We start from the raw sequence: 14,826 nt of genomic DNA, 5'->3' as shown, positions 1-14,826 counted from the left end.
ATAAGCGCTTGGTATGGATACGCCAAGCGCTTTTTTTATGACTCTTGCGCATCACCAAAGTTGCGTTTTTTGGGCACCTGTAAGGTCTCGCCCTCAAAGTTCGCAAGAGCTCGCTTTAACTCTTCTCGCAACTTTTCGCGAAATGGTACCGGTGAAATAACTTTAATATAAGCCGCCCGCGCTAATAACCATTGGATAAGGTTCAAGGTGTAAGGGACTTTTACCTTTAATAAGCGACAACTGGGCTGCTCGGGCAGTTCAAACAATTCCTGACCTTCGCCTAATGGCGCATCTTCAATTTCTCGTCGCACCGAATTAAACACAATGGCTTCAAGCCAAAAAGGTTCACCATATTTGAACGCTAGGGCGCCACTTGCGCGGTACTCCGCTAAGTTAAAGTCATGCACCCGTGGCGCTTCGGTAATGACTTCTCTCACCTCACTAATGCGTGAAAACGGCAGTTGACGTAATCGGTCATTCTCATGATCACGAATCACCAAGTACGCTACAGCGCCGCGATAAAAAACAGCGAGTGCTGTGGCGCGAAGTACTTCCGCGGGGTCGCCTTGATGCGGATGGTAATGAAGCCTTACCGCAACTTGTTTAAGAGCAACTTCTAGCAGCCTTTGCGCCTGCTCCTCGTTGAGGTCAGGACCAATTAAACGGTGTGACGAAGCCCCCACAGCGACACGCTCAAGCCACTTTGAGGCGGTGCTAGTTCGGGCCGCGAGCTGCTCGCGTGCGCGTTCAAATAGGCTGGTTACTGGCGCAAATACCGACACTGGCCCCAGCTCTTCGAGTTGCTGCTGTGCGATCACCAGAGCAAGCGCAACTGGATCCTCTAATTCAAGTAAGCGCTCAAACTCAGGCTGCGCCAATGCCCAAGTATCTGGACTATTGAGCGCATGACGCTCGCGCCGATAAAGCCCAAAGTAGCCCTCAAGGTCTTCCAGATTTCGCTGCAGAGAACGTTTCGAAACCTTAGGTAGCTGCTTGTCCGCAAGGTAATCAAGCAGTTCGTCAACGGTTCTCGGCCGCTCATAAAGCGCTAGCAGCATGTAGATACACCGAATCGTTAACGATGCGCCCGCAGTGGTTTGTCCTTCCATAGCTTTATTCCATGTATACTAGTAGTACACCGATGCTACTGACGAATAGCCATAAAAGTCAAAATTATGTTATAGTTGGCGCATCTCACGTAAGGAATTATTATGCAGGACTCGCAGGGGATCATGTCGCATCCATCAGCTTTACCGAAACTGCCAGGCATGTTTTTTCGTTCGCTGTTCACTGTAGCGCGTAACGATCAAGCAGAGGCAGCGGCAACCACTGTCGATAACGACTACAAAGCGCCAGCCCTGACGCAAGCTCAGGTTGGCCGTTATAAAGACGCGTTTGGCGGCTTTGTCAGTGACGTTCCACTGACGCTGATGTACTGCCTTGCGCAACGTGTACATCTTGCGCAAATGCTCGATGAAGCCTTCCCATGGCCGGCCCCAGGGCTGGTACATGTGAGTAATGAATTGGAGCTGCATGCACCTATTGCTTTAGGTCAAGAGTTTCTGATCCGCGCCCAAATCAAGCTTCCAGCGCGGGGCCCCAAAGTTTCGCCGAGGCGTCTGCGCCCGCTATTTACCGTCGAGTTCTGGCAGCAAGATACAAAAGTCGTTACCTGTGTTAGTCAGTATCAGGTCATGCCAAAACAGGCGACAAAACCGAACAAGTCACGCGATAGCAAAGTAGGTAATGCGCTGGGCGAAGACTGGCAGCAGCTACAACTTTGGCAACTTGAAGCACCTGCAGGTCGTGCTTATGCGCGTCTCTCTGGCGACTTCAACCCGATTCACCTGCACCCATTGGTGTCACGTTGGTTTGGATTTGAAAAACCTATCATTCATGGCATGTATATGGCTGGGCGAGCACAAGCTGAACTCGAACGCGCCTACCAAAAGCCGGTACAGCGCATCGATGTGAGTTTCAAGCGTCCAGTACCATTACCGGCTGCGATCACCTTATGGCAGAAGCCAGCAGCCGATAATAGCAGCGGACACTATCAAATTTGTGGCGCTGAGGATCACCTGCAGCGCCTTGAAGGAAGCTTTACTCTTCAGTCAGAGTAATTTGTTCTGCCGCAACACTGGCAACATCATCATTGTTAAAATGAAGCGGTCGCAGTTGTGGCGCTGACGAATAGAGTAACGTTTGGTCCAGATAGTGATCAGAGTCACTATTGGAAGCCTGCGAGTAGGTTAGCAACCCTTCGGCAACCGGCCCTTGCGCAGTAAACTCCATCGCAAACATCCAGCTAGAACCGTAAGTAATAGGGTAGCCTCCGGCTACTGCACTTAGGTCTGAACCTGGCAGCGTTGGATAGATATGACGCGGCAACAAGGTTCCATCTTTACCATTATTGGCACGGAAAACGTTAAAGCCGCCTTCAATATTGTTTGCACCACCCCAAGGCAGACGAACACCAGACGGTGTACCGTCAGGCAAGCTACGTTCAACGAATTGCACGTCTGATAATGTGGCTGCCACGGAAAGGTTGGCACTCTCAATACGCTCTTGTGCTGTTGCCAACTGCTGCAACACACGATTATTGGCCGCTAAGGTATTCGGGGTCGTTACCGGTTGAGCTGGGTCAAATGCCACTTGCCACTGTGGATCACGGCTGAATTCCGTCGCAAACTCACGGAACATCATTGCACCTACACTACCGAGGTTCATGCGCCCGTCAAACTGCGCTAGTGCCGCGCAACCACTGGAGATATCAACACTGCTACCACCTGCAGTCATTACCGGTGTTGAGCCTTGAGCCTGGCACTGTGCAACAAGGTCGTCTAACACTTCTTCAGCAAGCCATGTGCGATTACCAATCAAGCGGTCAACCAAGTCAGCACGCGTAAATTTGCCATCCACTGAACCACCTTCGGCTAGCATTTTTTGGCCCAAGCGTGAACGGAACGATTGTTGATCACCAACCGGCCCCCACAATGGCGAAACGCCAGTAATCGGTGTTGCCGGGTTCGTTAGCCAGTAACTGTTATTCGAGTTTTGCACGAAGTCGCTGCGCTCAAGCTGAGGCGCTTGGGCAAAAGGTACGGTGCCTTGAGGTAAGTATAGGCTGTCATCACCGGGGAAAATAAACAAGCCAGCTTGTTGCGAGAGCCCTTGATAGAGCGCATTTTGCGACCATGCGGCTAAAGCTTCAGGTACAATGTTTGGTACCGAAGAACCATCGGTAAAGAACGCGTTACCGTCTTTATCCACCGCCATGGCATTGTTAAATACCGTCCCTGTGTAATCGACAAAAGTCTGCTTATAGCTTTCGATGCTATCCGCAAGGTTCATCCCCAACCAATGGTCAAATAAATCATAGTTAGGCAAGTTTGCATCATGCAGCGCATAAGCGACTTGTTGACCGGTTACTGGATCAGTCCCCCAAGGGAGTGCATTTGGAATAACGATGACTGGGCCAAACTCGCTATGATAGCTTGAACGCTGTAAGGTCATGAATGAGTTCGGGCCTGTGGCCACTTCGATTTCGTGAAATTTGCGAGTCATTGGTACCGACTCACCGTCTAACAGGTAAGTTTTACCTTCAGCGTCGTTCTCATCAAGGGTCAAGCGATGCACAGTGAAACGCGATGCCGTTGAAAAGGTATGTGTCCACGCCACGTTCTCGTTAAACCCAATATTGATAATTCCCGGCATGCCCGACAAAGAGCCACCGACCACTTTTAACTCGTCAGGGATCTCGATTCCAAATTGCCAAAACCGTTGGTTACCGGTGTGCGGAAAATGTGGGTTGGCAATGAGCATTCCTTGTCCAGACGCACTCATATCACTACCCAACGCCCAGCCGTTCGAACCTGATTCAGTAGGGTTGGTGTCCGGAATGTCACTATGCATGGCAGCGATGGTATTCACTGACATGGTTTCACCTGTTTCTTTGTTAGTGGCACCACTGTTTTGCTGCGGTGGATTTGCCAAGAACAAGGGGCCCGTGAAGTTTGCCGCACCAGGCAGTAGCGCAACCCCTTGGGCGTAGGTCATTACGTCGATCGGCGTGATCGGCTTAACCCATGGTTGGCCGGCACATTCGGGGGCAATGTTATCAACTCCGGTATCGGCTAGGTAACGGTTGTAGCCAGCAGCATAGCCGGTGATCAAAGCTTGCGCGCGCTCACTAATTTGGCTGAAACCTTGCTCTGCATTGTCGCGAATACCAAGCGCTAAATAACCGAAATCATTTAAAATGTTGTCGGAATCACCGCTTCCTGGAACACGATCAGGGCCAAAGTAGCGCGCCCGTTCAGAATTAAACTTCACCACCTGATCGGCAAGAATACAAATGTTATCACGGGCGAACGCGAAGCCTACACCATAGCCTAGGCTTTCGAGGTTGTCGGCGGTGATATACGGAACACCGTAGTCGGTCCAAGTGATATCTGCTTTTACTTGACCGTCAGCTGCAAAAGCAACCAGCCCTGTGGGTTCTGAGGGGGTGACCACATCTTCTTCGACGGGGTCAGAGTCGCTACCGCAGCCCGCCAGAGCCATTGCACATGCGGTTGCAAGTACCGGTAGCCATAATCGTGTTTTAAGCTGTTCTGCCATTTTAAATACCTGTTGTTTTTTTGTTTTAAGCGTTTCGATTATGGCTGCTCAATGGCACAGCTGCAAGTAAGACTAGACCAATGGCTTTTGTCGCAAACTCTTAGTGTCACTGCGCTTTTTCTTCTTTTCAATACGACGTCGTTTGCTCGCTTTAGTGGGCCTTGTTGCGATGCGGCGTTTTGGCACTTTTCCGGCACTGGCCACCAACTCAATGAATTGTTCAAGCGCCAATTCACGGTTATGCGCCTGACTACGCGTGGTTTGGCTTTTTATAATTATTTTGCCGCTTGCGGTAATGCGGTGATCACTTCTAGCTAACAGTCGCTGTTTATAGACGTCGGGTAATGACGATGACCGAATATCAAAAATTAATTGTGCGGCGGTGGCGACTTTATTTACGTTTTGCCCACCGGCGCCACTTGAACGAATAAACTGCCATTCTATTTCATGCTCAGGCAAAATCACGCGCTGAGATATTTGGATACCACTCATGTTAAACCACCACCTCGATGAATACGTCGCTGGGTTGCTTGCAACACCAGCTTAGGGTTCGCAGCCACTAAGGTTAACCGTTCACGCGCTCGAGTGATACCGGTATAAAGCAGCTCTTTGGTTAAAATAGGTGCGTCATACTCGGGAACCACCACTACGGTATGGGTAAATTCAGAGCCTTGTGATTTATGAATTGTCATCGCGAAGGCGGTTTCCACGTGAGTCAGCCGCGACGGTAGCAGCCAGCGTAGGCTTCCTTGTTTATGACCGCGAAACAGGACCCGTGGAGGGTCAGTTGGGTCAAGCTGTACTACAAGGCCAATATCACCATTACGCAAGTCTAAGCTGTAATCATTATGGGTCACCATTACGGGCCGCCCAATAAACCATTGGTCGCTTGTGACTCTATCGCCGTGCAGCCATAACGTGGCAAGCTCATTGATACGTCGCATGCCCCAGTCCCCTAGCCGAACCGCGGTCAGCAGTTGAAACTGCTCTAACTGATGCAGCAGAGCATCCCCCCACTCAGTTACATCATTGAAGGCCTGCGGGCCATCGTGCAACAGTTTCTGTAGGGGCGCATAACCTTGCTGAACCAATTGCTTCAGTGCGCCGGACGCACTACTTTGGGTGTTTAACAATTCAATATTGGCCATTTTGGGGTCCGCGAGGGCCATCGCTTCCGACTGCTGAATCCACTCACCTAGCCATGCAGTTTGCTGGCGGTTTATTTCGGTGGCTAATTTGCCGATACCCTCGTCGGCTTTAAAGCGTCGACTTTCTCGCAACATTACTGTGTGCTGCAGATACGGCCACTGGCTGGCTCCTTGAGGATCTATCAAAGCATCGTCAAGGACGACTCGATCGCCTTGTGTTGCATTCAACCACTGCGCCATATCCGGTGCATAATGCCCCTGCTCGGCTTCGTTACAGAGTTGTCCCAAAACCGCGCCAGCCTCAACCGATGCCAGTTGGTCTTTATCGCCCAGCAAAATTAACTTCGCCGACACCGGCAAAGCCGCTGTCACTGCGGCCATCATCTCGATATCGACCATTGACGCTTCATCGATAATGACCACATCGGCAAGTAATGGATTGCTGGCATTATGGCGAAAAGCGCGGCTGCGAGCTTGCGTTCCCAGCAATCGGTGTAAGGTGACCGCTTGGTTTGCCGTTAAGTTGTCACGATACTCAGCGGGAAGTTGTTTTAGCTCTTCATTAATTGAGTCTTCCATGCGCTTTGCTGCTTTGCCCGTCGGCGCTGCGAGTTTAATGCGAAGTGGCTCGGTTTCATCTCGGTGTTGTTGCAGCGTCGCCAATAGCCTTACAACCGTATACGTTTTGCCTGTGCCCGGCCCGCCGGTGATCACCGTAAAACCACTTTTAACCGCCATAGCACAGGCTAAGCGCTGCCAACTTATAGCTTCATTCTTGCCAAATAAAGTGTCTAAGGTGGCACACAGTTCGCGGGTGTGAATAGGGGCGTCTTGGGCCATCCGAGTACCCAGATCAGCGATAATCTGCTGCTCGTAATTCCAGTAACGGCGTAAATATAAACGCTGGTTAGCATGCAGAACCAATGGCGAATTCGGCTGATTAACCGCTCGTGATTGTGCCAGTTGGCTAAAGCTCTCGTCACCTAACTCACTGAGCAATTGTTGCGGCGAAATGCAGGCATGTAAACTACTGGCAGAAGCGTGTTCCGGAGGCAGTTGCAAGGTCACGTCAGGCGCTATCTGCAACTGCTTTAAGTCGAGGCACGGGTGCCCTTGCGCCAACTGATGACTTACCAAAGCCCCTAGTACCGCTGTCGCCTCAGCTTTAGCGCCCAACTTCTCATATAGATATTCAGCGAAGCTTAGGTCAAGGGCGCGTATCCAACCTTGCTCATGCCAGCCACGTAAACTCGTCATCAATTGCATACTGGCTCCTCGTGGGCAAAAAGCTGCTCAAGTTCTTCGATTAACTGGCGACTCGGTCGATGGCAGAAAGCACCACCAGAGGGGGCTTGATGCCCTCGCAAAAAGAGATACACGGCACCGCCTACATGTGTGTCGTAATCGTAATCAGCCAAACGCGACTGCAGTAACTTATGCAGTGCTAGGGTGTAAATGACAAATTGCATGTCATAACGACTTTCAAGAATTTTGGCGCGCATTTTTGCTGGCAAATAAGCCGCATCATTGGCGCCTAGGTAATTCGATTTGTAGTCAGCAACGTAGTACTTACCTTGCCATTCAAACACCAAATCAATAAAACCTTTGAGCATGCCATTGAGGGTGGTTTGTAGAACCCGTGGTCGACCATATTCGGGCAACACATGACTGCGCACTAACAGATCGAGCTGCTCGGCATCGACGTGGCGTGCAGGGAACCAAAACTCTGGCTCGGGTTGATATAGTTTCAAGTCACTTAACCGGCAGCGTGCTTGCTCTTTATCATCTAATACGAACTCGGTTTGCAAGTACTCACTTAGCCATTGCTGCAGCACATGCTGGTAGTCAGCCCACGGCGCTAACTGGGTTCGCTCGGCAACCCAAGCAGCGAAACTGTCGGGTTCCTGAATCAGTTCGGCAAAGCCCTCGTTGCCAGCATCTTCAAGTAAATTATGCAAAAAAGTACCTGGTGTCGCACCGCGGGGAAAGCTATGAATGGTATTTACTGCGGGCTGTTCGATAGTCTCGGTTTGGTCCTCATGTAAGCCCTCAACAATATTACCGCCTTCAGCATCATCACTGGCCACCCACTCGCCATAACGCAGCGCGCTATAGCTTGCCACCCACCACGGCTCAAACCGGTGCTCAGTTGGCATTTTACAAACATCAAACTGATTAGGTTTCGTTTCACTCGATACATAAGCCGTGCAGTGGGTCGCACTTGGAAGCTCATAACTGTGACTGATTCCAGTAAGGGCAAATTCGTCTAAGCTTGGCTTTTGGTGATTTTGCTCAGACTCGTCTTTGGCACTAGAAAATAGATAATTTAACGCCGTATTTGCGCGGGTTTTATAGTCGGCGATGCCAATAAAGGTCGCGTATTGGGCGCGGGTCACGGCAACATAAAGTTTTCGCACTTCCTCGGCAAACAACTCGTTGCGAATTTTTTCGACGACCTCTTTGTCGTCGTCATTTAAGGCTACATTTAAGCGGCCTTGGTCATCGTGGTAACGATGGGGGAAGGTTACCTTGTCTTGTCGACCACGCATCACAAAGGGTAAAAATACAAGTGGGTATTGCAGACCTTTAGACTTATGGATGGTTACCACTTGAATCAGCTCAGCATCACTTTCCAAACGCACTTGCAGTTCAGCATTACTGGCGCTGTTATTTTCGTCGTTCGCCTGCTCAATATGCTCAATCATAAAGCGCAGCAAACCATGGTGACCTTCGACCAGTTGCGCTTGTTGCTGTAGCAGCTCGGCAATATGCAATACATCGGTGAGTTCACGCTCGCCGTTCGGTCCGGCCAGGAGCCGTGCAGGCACGTTAAAGTCGTGCAACACGCGTTGCAGCATGGCCAAAACCCCTTGTTTTAGCCATAGTGCATGATAGTTGGCAAATTGCTCCGCAAAGCTATCCCAGCGCAACTCTTGATCGGTTATTTCAGCAACTTCCTGTAATTCCAAACCGAGTAGCTCACAGCCTAAAACACCTCTAATACGGCTCGGATCTCGAGGATTCGCGCAAGCTTCAAGCAAGGTATACACGTCCATGGCTTGCTTGCCGGTAAACACCGACTCACGCTCAGAAAGATAGACACTTCCCAGCCCACGCTGACGAAACGCTTGGCGGATCCAGTTGGCCTGATTTCCACTGGTTACTAACACCGCAATATGCTTTGGCTGCAGCGGCTGGAACTCGCCAGTTGAGCGGTCTTTAAAACCAGCACTGGGGTTGTTCAATAGCTGCACAATGCGCTCCGCGAAACCGGCTGCGAGCGCACGGTCAAGATCGGGGTTATTCCCCCCGCTGTCGCTTGGCACATGATCAAACTCAATAGCGGCTGGTTGTTGCCCGTCACAGACAAAATCACTTGCTAAGTCGTTCGCCTTCACGGGTAAAAACGGAAGTGGATTTTCATCGCCCTGCTTAAATAAGAAGGCACCGCTGGGTGATTCTTCTGCTTGCAAAAAAAGTTGGTTGGCGGCGTCTACCATCGCTTGTGTCGAACGAAAGTTAGTACCTAGAGTGTGATGACGACCTGCGGTTGCGCGCCGTGCCGATAAGTAGGTATAGATGTCGGCACTTCGGAATGAATAGATCGCTTGTTTAGGATCACCGATCAAGAAGATCCCTTGCTCGTCTCCGGTATCAGCAATAGAGTAAACCCTATCGAAGATTTCATATTGCACCGGGTCGGTATCCTGAAACTCATCGATCATGGCAATTGGAAATTGTTCGCGCAATTTATTGGCTAACTGCGTGCCGTTATCACCACGTAGCGCATCACGCAGTCGTGTCAGCATATCATCGAAGCCTATTTCAGCACGTTGCTGCTGTAGTTCGCGGAACCGCTCCTGAGTCCAGTGAGCAGCATGCATTAGTAGGTCGGCCGCCGGGTCTGGTAATGCTGCGTGAGCTTGCCACATTTCGTCCAGCAGGTTCAAAAATGCTAACTCATCGGCATCGAGCGTGTATTTTGCCGCCTCTTCCATACCAGTTGGGGTCAGGCGTAGTTGCGCACTTGAACTGAGATCCGGTGTCAAGGCTGCATGTGCGCCAGCCACAGTCAATTCATCAAGCCAGTCGTCAATCGCGGCTAGCCACGTCTCTATATAATCCCTTCTTAGCTTACGCCCATCGAAATAAGCTTTATTTCCGACTTTAGGCATCACGCTGTTACGAAAGTTTGCCAGCTTGGCTTGCCATAGTTCAGGCTGGTGAAAGCGTTCTCGAAACGCCTGCTTAGCGCTAACAGAAGTGTAAACGCTATCAAGGTTCGAGTCTGCCAGGTGCGGACGGTGTATTACCTCTTTACAGCGCTTTACAATGGCTTCGGGGCTGGCAAATGTCCCGGTGATTATTTCGTAAGCTGTGACATCTTGTTCAGCCGTCGAGGCAATAAAATGACGCCAGTAGTCCTGTGCAGCTTGTAAACGTAAGTCACTGTTATCTGCATTTAAGGTTTGGGTAAATAAGCTACCACTGGCAAACGCATGCTCGCTGAGCATACTGTTACACCAGCCATGAATCGTGGAAACTGCGGCTTCGTCCATTTGCTGCGCAGCCAGGTCAAGCAGCCGTGCTTGCAATGGCCATGACTCGGCAGCATAGTCGCCTCGCAATTGCTGTAAAAAACCGTCAACTTGGCTCGTTTCTTCACGAAAATAGCGAGCCGCTTCGGTTAGCCGCTGACGAATTCGGTCTCTTAGCTCTTCAGTCGCTGCTTCGGTAAAGGTCACCACCAAGATGTCTCGAGGTGATTTCATACGTTCACCGGCATGCTGCTGGCCAGTATCGTCGGGATCGTGACCGAGCACTAAACGTAAATAAAGTGCCGCAATGGTATAGGTTTTACCCGTTCCGGCACTGGCCTCAATCAAATGGCTATTACGCAGCGGAAACTGTAGTGGTACAAGTGGCTGTGCAGGCTCATTCGGCATCACTATCATCCTCCTTGAAGGCGCTAATAAGCGGCAGATATAGCTTTTCCGCAAGCGCAGTGGCACATTCTTGGTGCGGCATTAAGGCCGCAAAGTCAGGAAAGAACCGGCTCATATAACGGGCCTCGACACGCAGAGCCGTTAAATGTTGCTGCGGATTATTCTCGTCGTAGCGACTTTTGGCTGCCTCATTAAGAAAATCGTACTCACCCCCCTCAATAAAGGCCGCTATTTTCTTACCGAAATTTTTATGCCAGCCGGCTAACACGAGCTCTAAATGCACGGGCAAGGGTTCACGTAGACCTTGCTCAGCACAAACTAGTAACTGCTCGATGTGATATTTCGCATCTTCACCAGTGAGCTCGGGAAGACACCAAGTCTTTTCTTCCGAAACCACGTAGGTCGCAGTACTCGCCGCAGTGTTCAACAGCAAGTGTTCAAGCCATGTTTGGCTAAGCTTCACAAAGCGCGGTGAGCCATTTTTTTCTGTCACGCGACTCGCTGTAAGCTTAAGCCGTATGCGCTTACCGGCGGTATTTTTACGTAGGCCATTAAAGCTATCGGCAACTTTCAACTGCGCGCCCGCCTGCACTAAAAGCGGTGGTAGCGGCTGTGGGTACTTTACACAGAGTTCTTGCACTCGCGACCATAACCGGCGCCCGGAAATTTCTAACTGCTGTTTTTGCGTTTCACCGCCCGCACCTACACCGATGCGTCCTTCGCGCTGCAACCGTGCGCCATAATTAACCAACCATTGCTGCCACTGCTCATCGTCGTCACCGTCATTTGCGGCATCCATTAGCGGCTGATTCATCGCATCAATTAATTGCCAACGCGTCAGCCCATCAAGCGCAAATAATTCTTCGTCATTACTGTCGGCGCGCGGGGTTGGCAAGTACGACTGAAACCTCAGGTTCATCAACCAACGCGCCGGCTCTTTATAAAAATGATGTAGCTGCTGAAGGTTAACCGGCGCCTCAGGTAACCATGCCTCAAGCGGTTGATACTGGGCTTGCGCGCTAAATTTCTCATGGTGTAAGCGATACCAGTCTTGAGCGTAGGTGAAATAGCCTTCTCCGCTGTGTTGCTGGGTAAAGTAGGCTTTATTAAAGGGCTGTAAATAGTGTTGCTGCACCGGCACACTGACCCCAAGTTGCTGCAAATGCTCGCGCAATTGGCTGACAAGTACCGACGGTGGCTTTTCAGTATTATCTTTGATGCTGCGACCGCACCAACTTAGATACAACCATTGCCGCGCAGATAACATAGCTTCAAGGAAAAGGTACCGATCATCTTCACGGCGCGAGCGGTCACCTGGCCGGCTGTCATGCGCCATCAAATCAAAGTCAAAAGGCTTACGCTGACGCGGATAATCGCCATCGTTCATTCCCAGTAAAAAGACCCCTTTAAACGGAATCGCACGCATCGGCATTAAGGTTGCGAAATTGACACTACCTGCTAAGAACCGTTGGTTGAGCTGATGCTCATCGACCCGAGAAAGCCAGCTTTCAACGACCACTGTCAACGGCACAGGTTCATTGAAGTCCGCCGCTTCAGTCGCTGCGACCCAGGCTTCAAGCTGTTTACTTAATCGACTTAACAGCAATTCATCGGCGTCATCCTTTGCTACGAATAGCTTACTCATGAGTGCTTGTAAGTGCTCACTCCATTGGCCTGGTGACAGCGCTTCAGTCGTCAGTGCAAACGCTTGATCAAGTACTCGCACAAGCTGCTGTAATGCTCCAGCTGCATTTGCTGCAAGGCCACCGACTTCAGGGTAAGGCTCATCGTTTTGCCACGCCGAATAACTTTCGTTTTGCTCGCCCAACGCATAACCAAGCAGCATGCGACGCAAGCCAAACCACCACGAGTTACGTCCCTCGGCAGCTGGCAAACCAAGCGCTTGACGATGCTGCTCATGTAAGCCCCAACGCACACCGGCTTCATGTAACCAGATTTGCAATTGTGCGACATCTTGCTGGGTAAGGGCAAAACGCTGCTGTATGGCCTCAACTTGTAGAAGGTCTAACACTTCACTTGCCGTAGCACGATGCAAATTCAGTGTCAGCACATACTCTAAGGCCACTAACACCGGGTGTCGATGCCGCATGCCCTGATCGGCAATAGTGAACGGAATATAACGTTGATCATCACGCGGATACTGACCAAACACCGCATTGATATGAGGTGCATAGCCATCAACGTCGGGCACCATCACAATGATATCGCTGGGTTTTAAATTTTTATGATTCGCAAATAGATGTAGCAGTTGGTCGTGCAGCACTTCCACTTCGCGCTGCGGGCTATGACAGCTGACAAACTGAACCGAGCTATCCGCCGAGATGTCAGCCCACTGGCTGCGCGCCTCTTCGACACTTCGAAGGTGCAACACATCACTTTGCAATTGACTAAGCTGAGAGGCTGATGCTGGTAAGGTTTCGTCAAATAAATCAAAATTCAAACTTTGGAAGTCGGCCGCTTTGTCGGCCGTGGCGTCAAACCGGTCCAGCATACCGATGTAGTCACCGCCTTGTTTACCCCAAGAGGCTAATAGTGGGTGTGTCTCGCTGTGTAGGTTGGTGATATCTAACTCAGCTTGGCCTGGTTTGCGATGTTGACGTTTGCGTTTGATTTCTTTAAATAGGTCGCGGCCGTCGATACTGTCCATCCAAAAATGCTTGCACGGGTTGTGCACACATAAAATCACTTGGCAACACGACGACAAGGCATGTAAAACTTCAATCATCTGCTGTGGCAAACTCGAGATGCCAAACACGATAATACGTGGTGGTAGCCCGGCGGGTCGCTGTTGCGGCGTTAATTGCTTGGCTGCCTCGACAAAGCGTCGATGTAACTCAGCCCGGTTATTCCAGCCTTGCTGCCCGACATCACTTAACAAGGCTCGCCAAAGTATTGGCTGCCAAGCATTTTCGTCGTCAGCCTGCACATTGCCGCCAGTTGCCCAGTCCGCGAGCCAGTCGGCACGATACATTTGATACTGGTCGAAGAGATCGGCCAAACGTTCGCAAAGCTGATAGAGCTTGCGCTGTTCAATGTCGTCTTGCATATAGCTCTGTAGCGCTTGGAATTCGGGCTGCCCAAGGTAGTTAGGTAGTACCCGCATCAAGCGCCAGGTTAAACGGTCTTTGTCGAAGGGTGAATGGCGCGGTAGGTTGGTTCCCAACACCGCTCGGTAGGCTTGCCACTGGAACCGCGCTGGCAGAGTAACATCGAGCATCGCAGCGATACCGGTAGCCTCAGCCAAATGTAGCTTTAACCACTGTGCAATGCCGTTCGATTGCACCAGTACGCACTCGCTCTCGAGTGGGGTGAGAGGTGCAATCCCTGTGAGCCGTACAACCAACTGAGTTAGATCCTCTAACCTATGGCCGTGGGCGACGATTAATCCTGCGCTTTGTTCACTCATTTGCTATCCTCTCCATGCATGAAGTTCATCCTACCCAATCATGCACAGCTAGGCTAGCAAGTCAGTACGACATTTAGCGTCGCGCGAAACAAAACTAAGGGGCTTAACAGATGCAAAAACGACTATTAGTTTTCTTATCACTTGTTGTTATGGGTGTTGCTGGTTGCGCAACGCAGCCTACCTCTAGCGATTCTGTGGTTGTCAGCGAGCAAGTACAATCAATTTATAATTTTTCACACCCTGCACCGAAGCACCTTGCCGGTGGCCAGCCAAAAAAACATGAACTTGCACTGCTGGCTGACAGCGGTGTCGACATGGTGATTAATTTGCGTAGCCAAGCTGAAATGAATGATATTCACGAAGCTGAATGGGCCACCGATAACCACCTTGCCTACTATCATATTCCGATTGCTGGGGCGGCAGGCTTAACTGAAGAGAACGTCAAACTGTTTCATCAGACCTTATGGCTCAACGAAGACAAAACCATTTTTATGCATTGCGCTAGCAGTAACCGCGTGGGTGCCATGATGGCTTTGCGCGAGGCTTGGTATAAAGGTGCCGATGTTGAACAGGCCTTAAGCGTAGGTGAACGCTATGGCATGACAAGTTTGCGTGGTGCTGTTGAAGAACTACTCAACGACTAAAAATATGTTAAACTGCGCGCGCAAATTTTGACCTCGGATTT

The 14,826-nt window shown here is 50.6% G+C and carries 8 protein-coding genes; 2 read left to right on the top strand and 6 right to left on the bottom strand.

Going from position 1 to position 14,826, the window contains the following annotated elements:
- Positions 1-35 precede the first annotated feature (35 nt).
- A complete protein-coding gene (locus tag PSI9734_RS10385) occupies positions 36-1,109 on the bottom strand; it encodes a helix-turn-helix transcriptional regulator (RefSeq protein ID WP_173921083.1) in 1,074 nt (357 codons plus the stop codon).
- A 102-nt stretch (positions 1,110-1,211) separates the two neighbouring features.
- On the opposite strand from PSI9734_RS10385, the gene PSI9734_RS10380 reads away from it, so the two are divergent.
- Entirely contained in the window at positions 1,212-2,120 is a 909-nt protein-coding gene (locus PSI9734_RS10380) for a MaoC family dehydratase (protein WP_246194910.1), read from the top strand.
- Here the strand turns inward: PSI9734_RS10380 and PSI9734_RS10375 are convergent.
- The 5 genes from PSI9734_RS10375 to recC form a co-directional block, all read right to left on the bottom strand.
- Positions 2,101-4,620, bottom strand: a complete 2,520-nt coding sequence (locus tag PSI9734_RS10375) for an acylase (protein WP_173921082.1) — start codon at positions 4,618-4,620, stop codon at positions 2,101-2,103. The two genes, PSI9734_RS10380 and PSI9734_RS10375, sit on opposite strands and share 20 nt — an antisense overlap.
- Positions 4,621-4,692: 72 nt before the next feature.
- Positions 4,693-5,112, bottom strand: coding sequence for an alternative ribosome rescue aminoacyl-tRNA hydrolase ArfB (arfB, locus tag PSI9734_RS10370; RefSeq protein WP_173921081.1), 420 nt, complete (start codon positions 5,110-5,112; stop codon positions 4,693-4,695).
- Positions 5,109-7,034, bottom strand: a complete 1,926-nt coding sequence (gene recD / locus PSI9734_RS10365; protein WP_173921080.1) for an exodeoxyribonuclease V subunit alpha — start codon at positions 7,032-7,034, stop codon at positions 5,109-5,111. The genes arfB and recD overlap by 4 nt, the downstream gene beginning before the upstream one ends.
- Positions 7,025-10,714, bottom strand: coding sequence for an exodeoxyribonuclease V subunit beta (gene recB / locus PSI9734_RS10360; protein WP_246194920.1), 3,690 nt, complete (start codon positions 10,712-10,714; stop codon positions 7,025-7,027). The genes recD and recB overlap by 10 nt, the downstream gene beginning before the upstream one ends.
- Positions 10,704-14,141 (bottom strand): exodeoxyribonuclease V subunit gamma, encoded by a 3,438-nt coding sequence (gene recC / locus PSI9734_RS10355; RefSeq protein ID WP_173921078.1) that lies wholly within the window; start codon positions 14,139-14,141, stop codon positions 10,704-10,706. The genes recB and recC overlap by 11 nt, the downstream gene beginning before the upstream one ends.
- 110 nt (positions 14,142-14,251) lie before the next feature.
- Here recC and PSI9734_RS10350 point away from each other — a divergent pair, with 110 nt between their 5' ends.
- Complete coding sequence (locus tag PSI9734_RS10350) at positions 14,252-14,785, top strand: protein tyrosine phosphatase family protein (RefSeq protein WP_173921077.1); 534 nt, start codon at positions 14,252-14,254, stop codon at positions 14,783-14,785.
- Positions 14,786-14,826: the final 41 nt, after the last annotated feature.

The organism is Pseudidiomarina piscicola (assembly GCF_902806985.1).
Classification (GTDB): domain Bacteria; phylum Pseudomonadota; class Gammaproteobacteria; order Enterobacterales; family Alteromonadaceae; genus Pseudidiomarina; species Pseudidiomarina piscicola.
The sequence above is the reverse complement of the archived record's forward strand: the minus strand, read 5'-3'. Positions and strand labels throughout refer to the sequence as shown.

Excerpts from the sequence above, each read along its gene's own strand:
- PSI9734_RS10385 (WP_173921083.1), bottom strand. The coding sequence starts at position 1,109 with ATGGAAGGACAAACCACTGCGGGCGCATCGTTAACGATTCGGTGTATC.
- PSI9734_RS10380 (WP_246194910.1), top strand. The coding sequence starts at position 1,212 with ATGCAGGACTCGCAGGGGATCATGTCGCATCCATCAGCTTTACCGAAA.
- PSI9734_RS10375 (WP_173921082.1), bottom strand. The coding sequence starts at position 4,620 with ATGGCAGAACAGCTTAAAACACGATTATGGCTACCGGTACTTGCAACC.
- arfB (WP_173921081.1), bottom strand. The coding sequence starts at position 5,112 with ATGAGTGGTATCCAAATATCTCAGCGCGTGATTTTGCCTGAGCATGAA.
- recD (WP_173921080.1), bottom strand. The coding sequence starts at position 7,034 with ATGCAATTGATGACGAGTTTACGTGGCTGGCATGAGCAAGGTTGGATA.
- recB (WP_246194920.1), bottom strand. The coding sequence starts at position 10,714 with ATGCCGAATGAGCCTGCACAGCCACTTGTACCACTACAGTTTCCGCTG.
- recC (WP_173921078.1), bottom strand. The coding sequence starts at position 14,141 with ATGAGTGAACAAAGCGCAGGATTAATCGTCGCCCACGGCCATAGGTTA.
- PSI9734_RS10350 (WP_173921077.1), top strand. The coding sequence starts at position 14,252 with ATGCAAAAACGACTATTAGTTTTCTTATCACTTGTTGTTATGGGTGTT.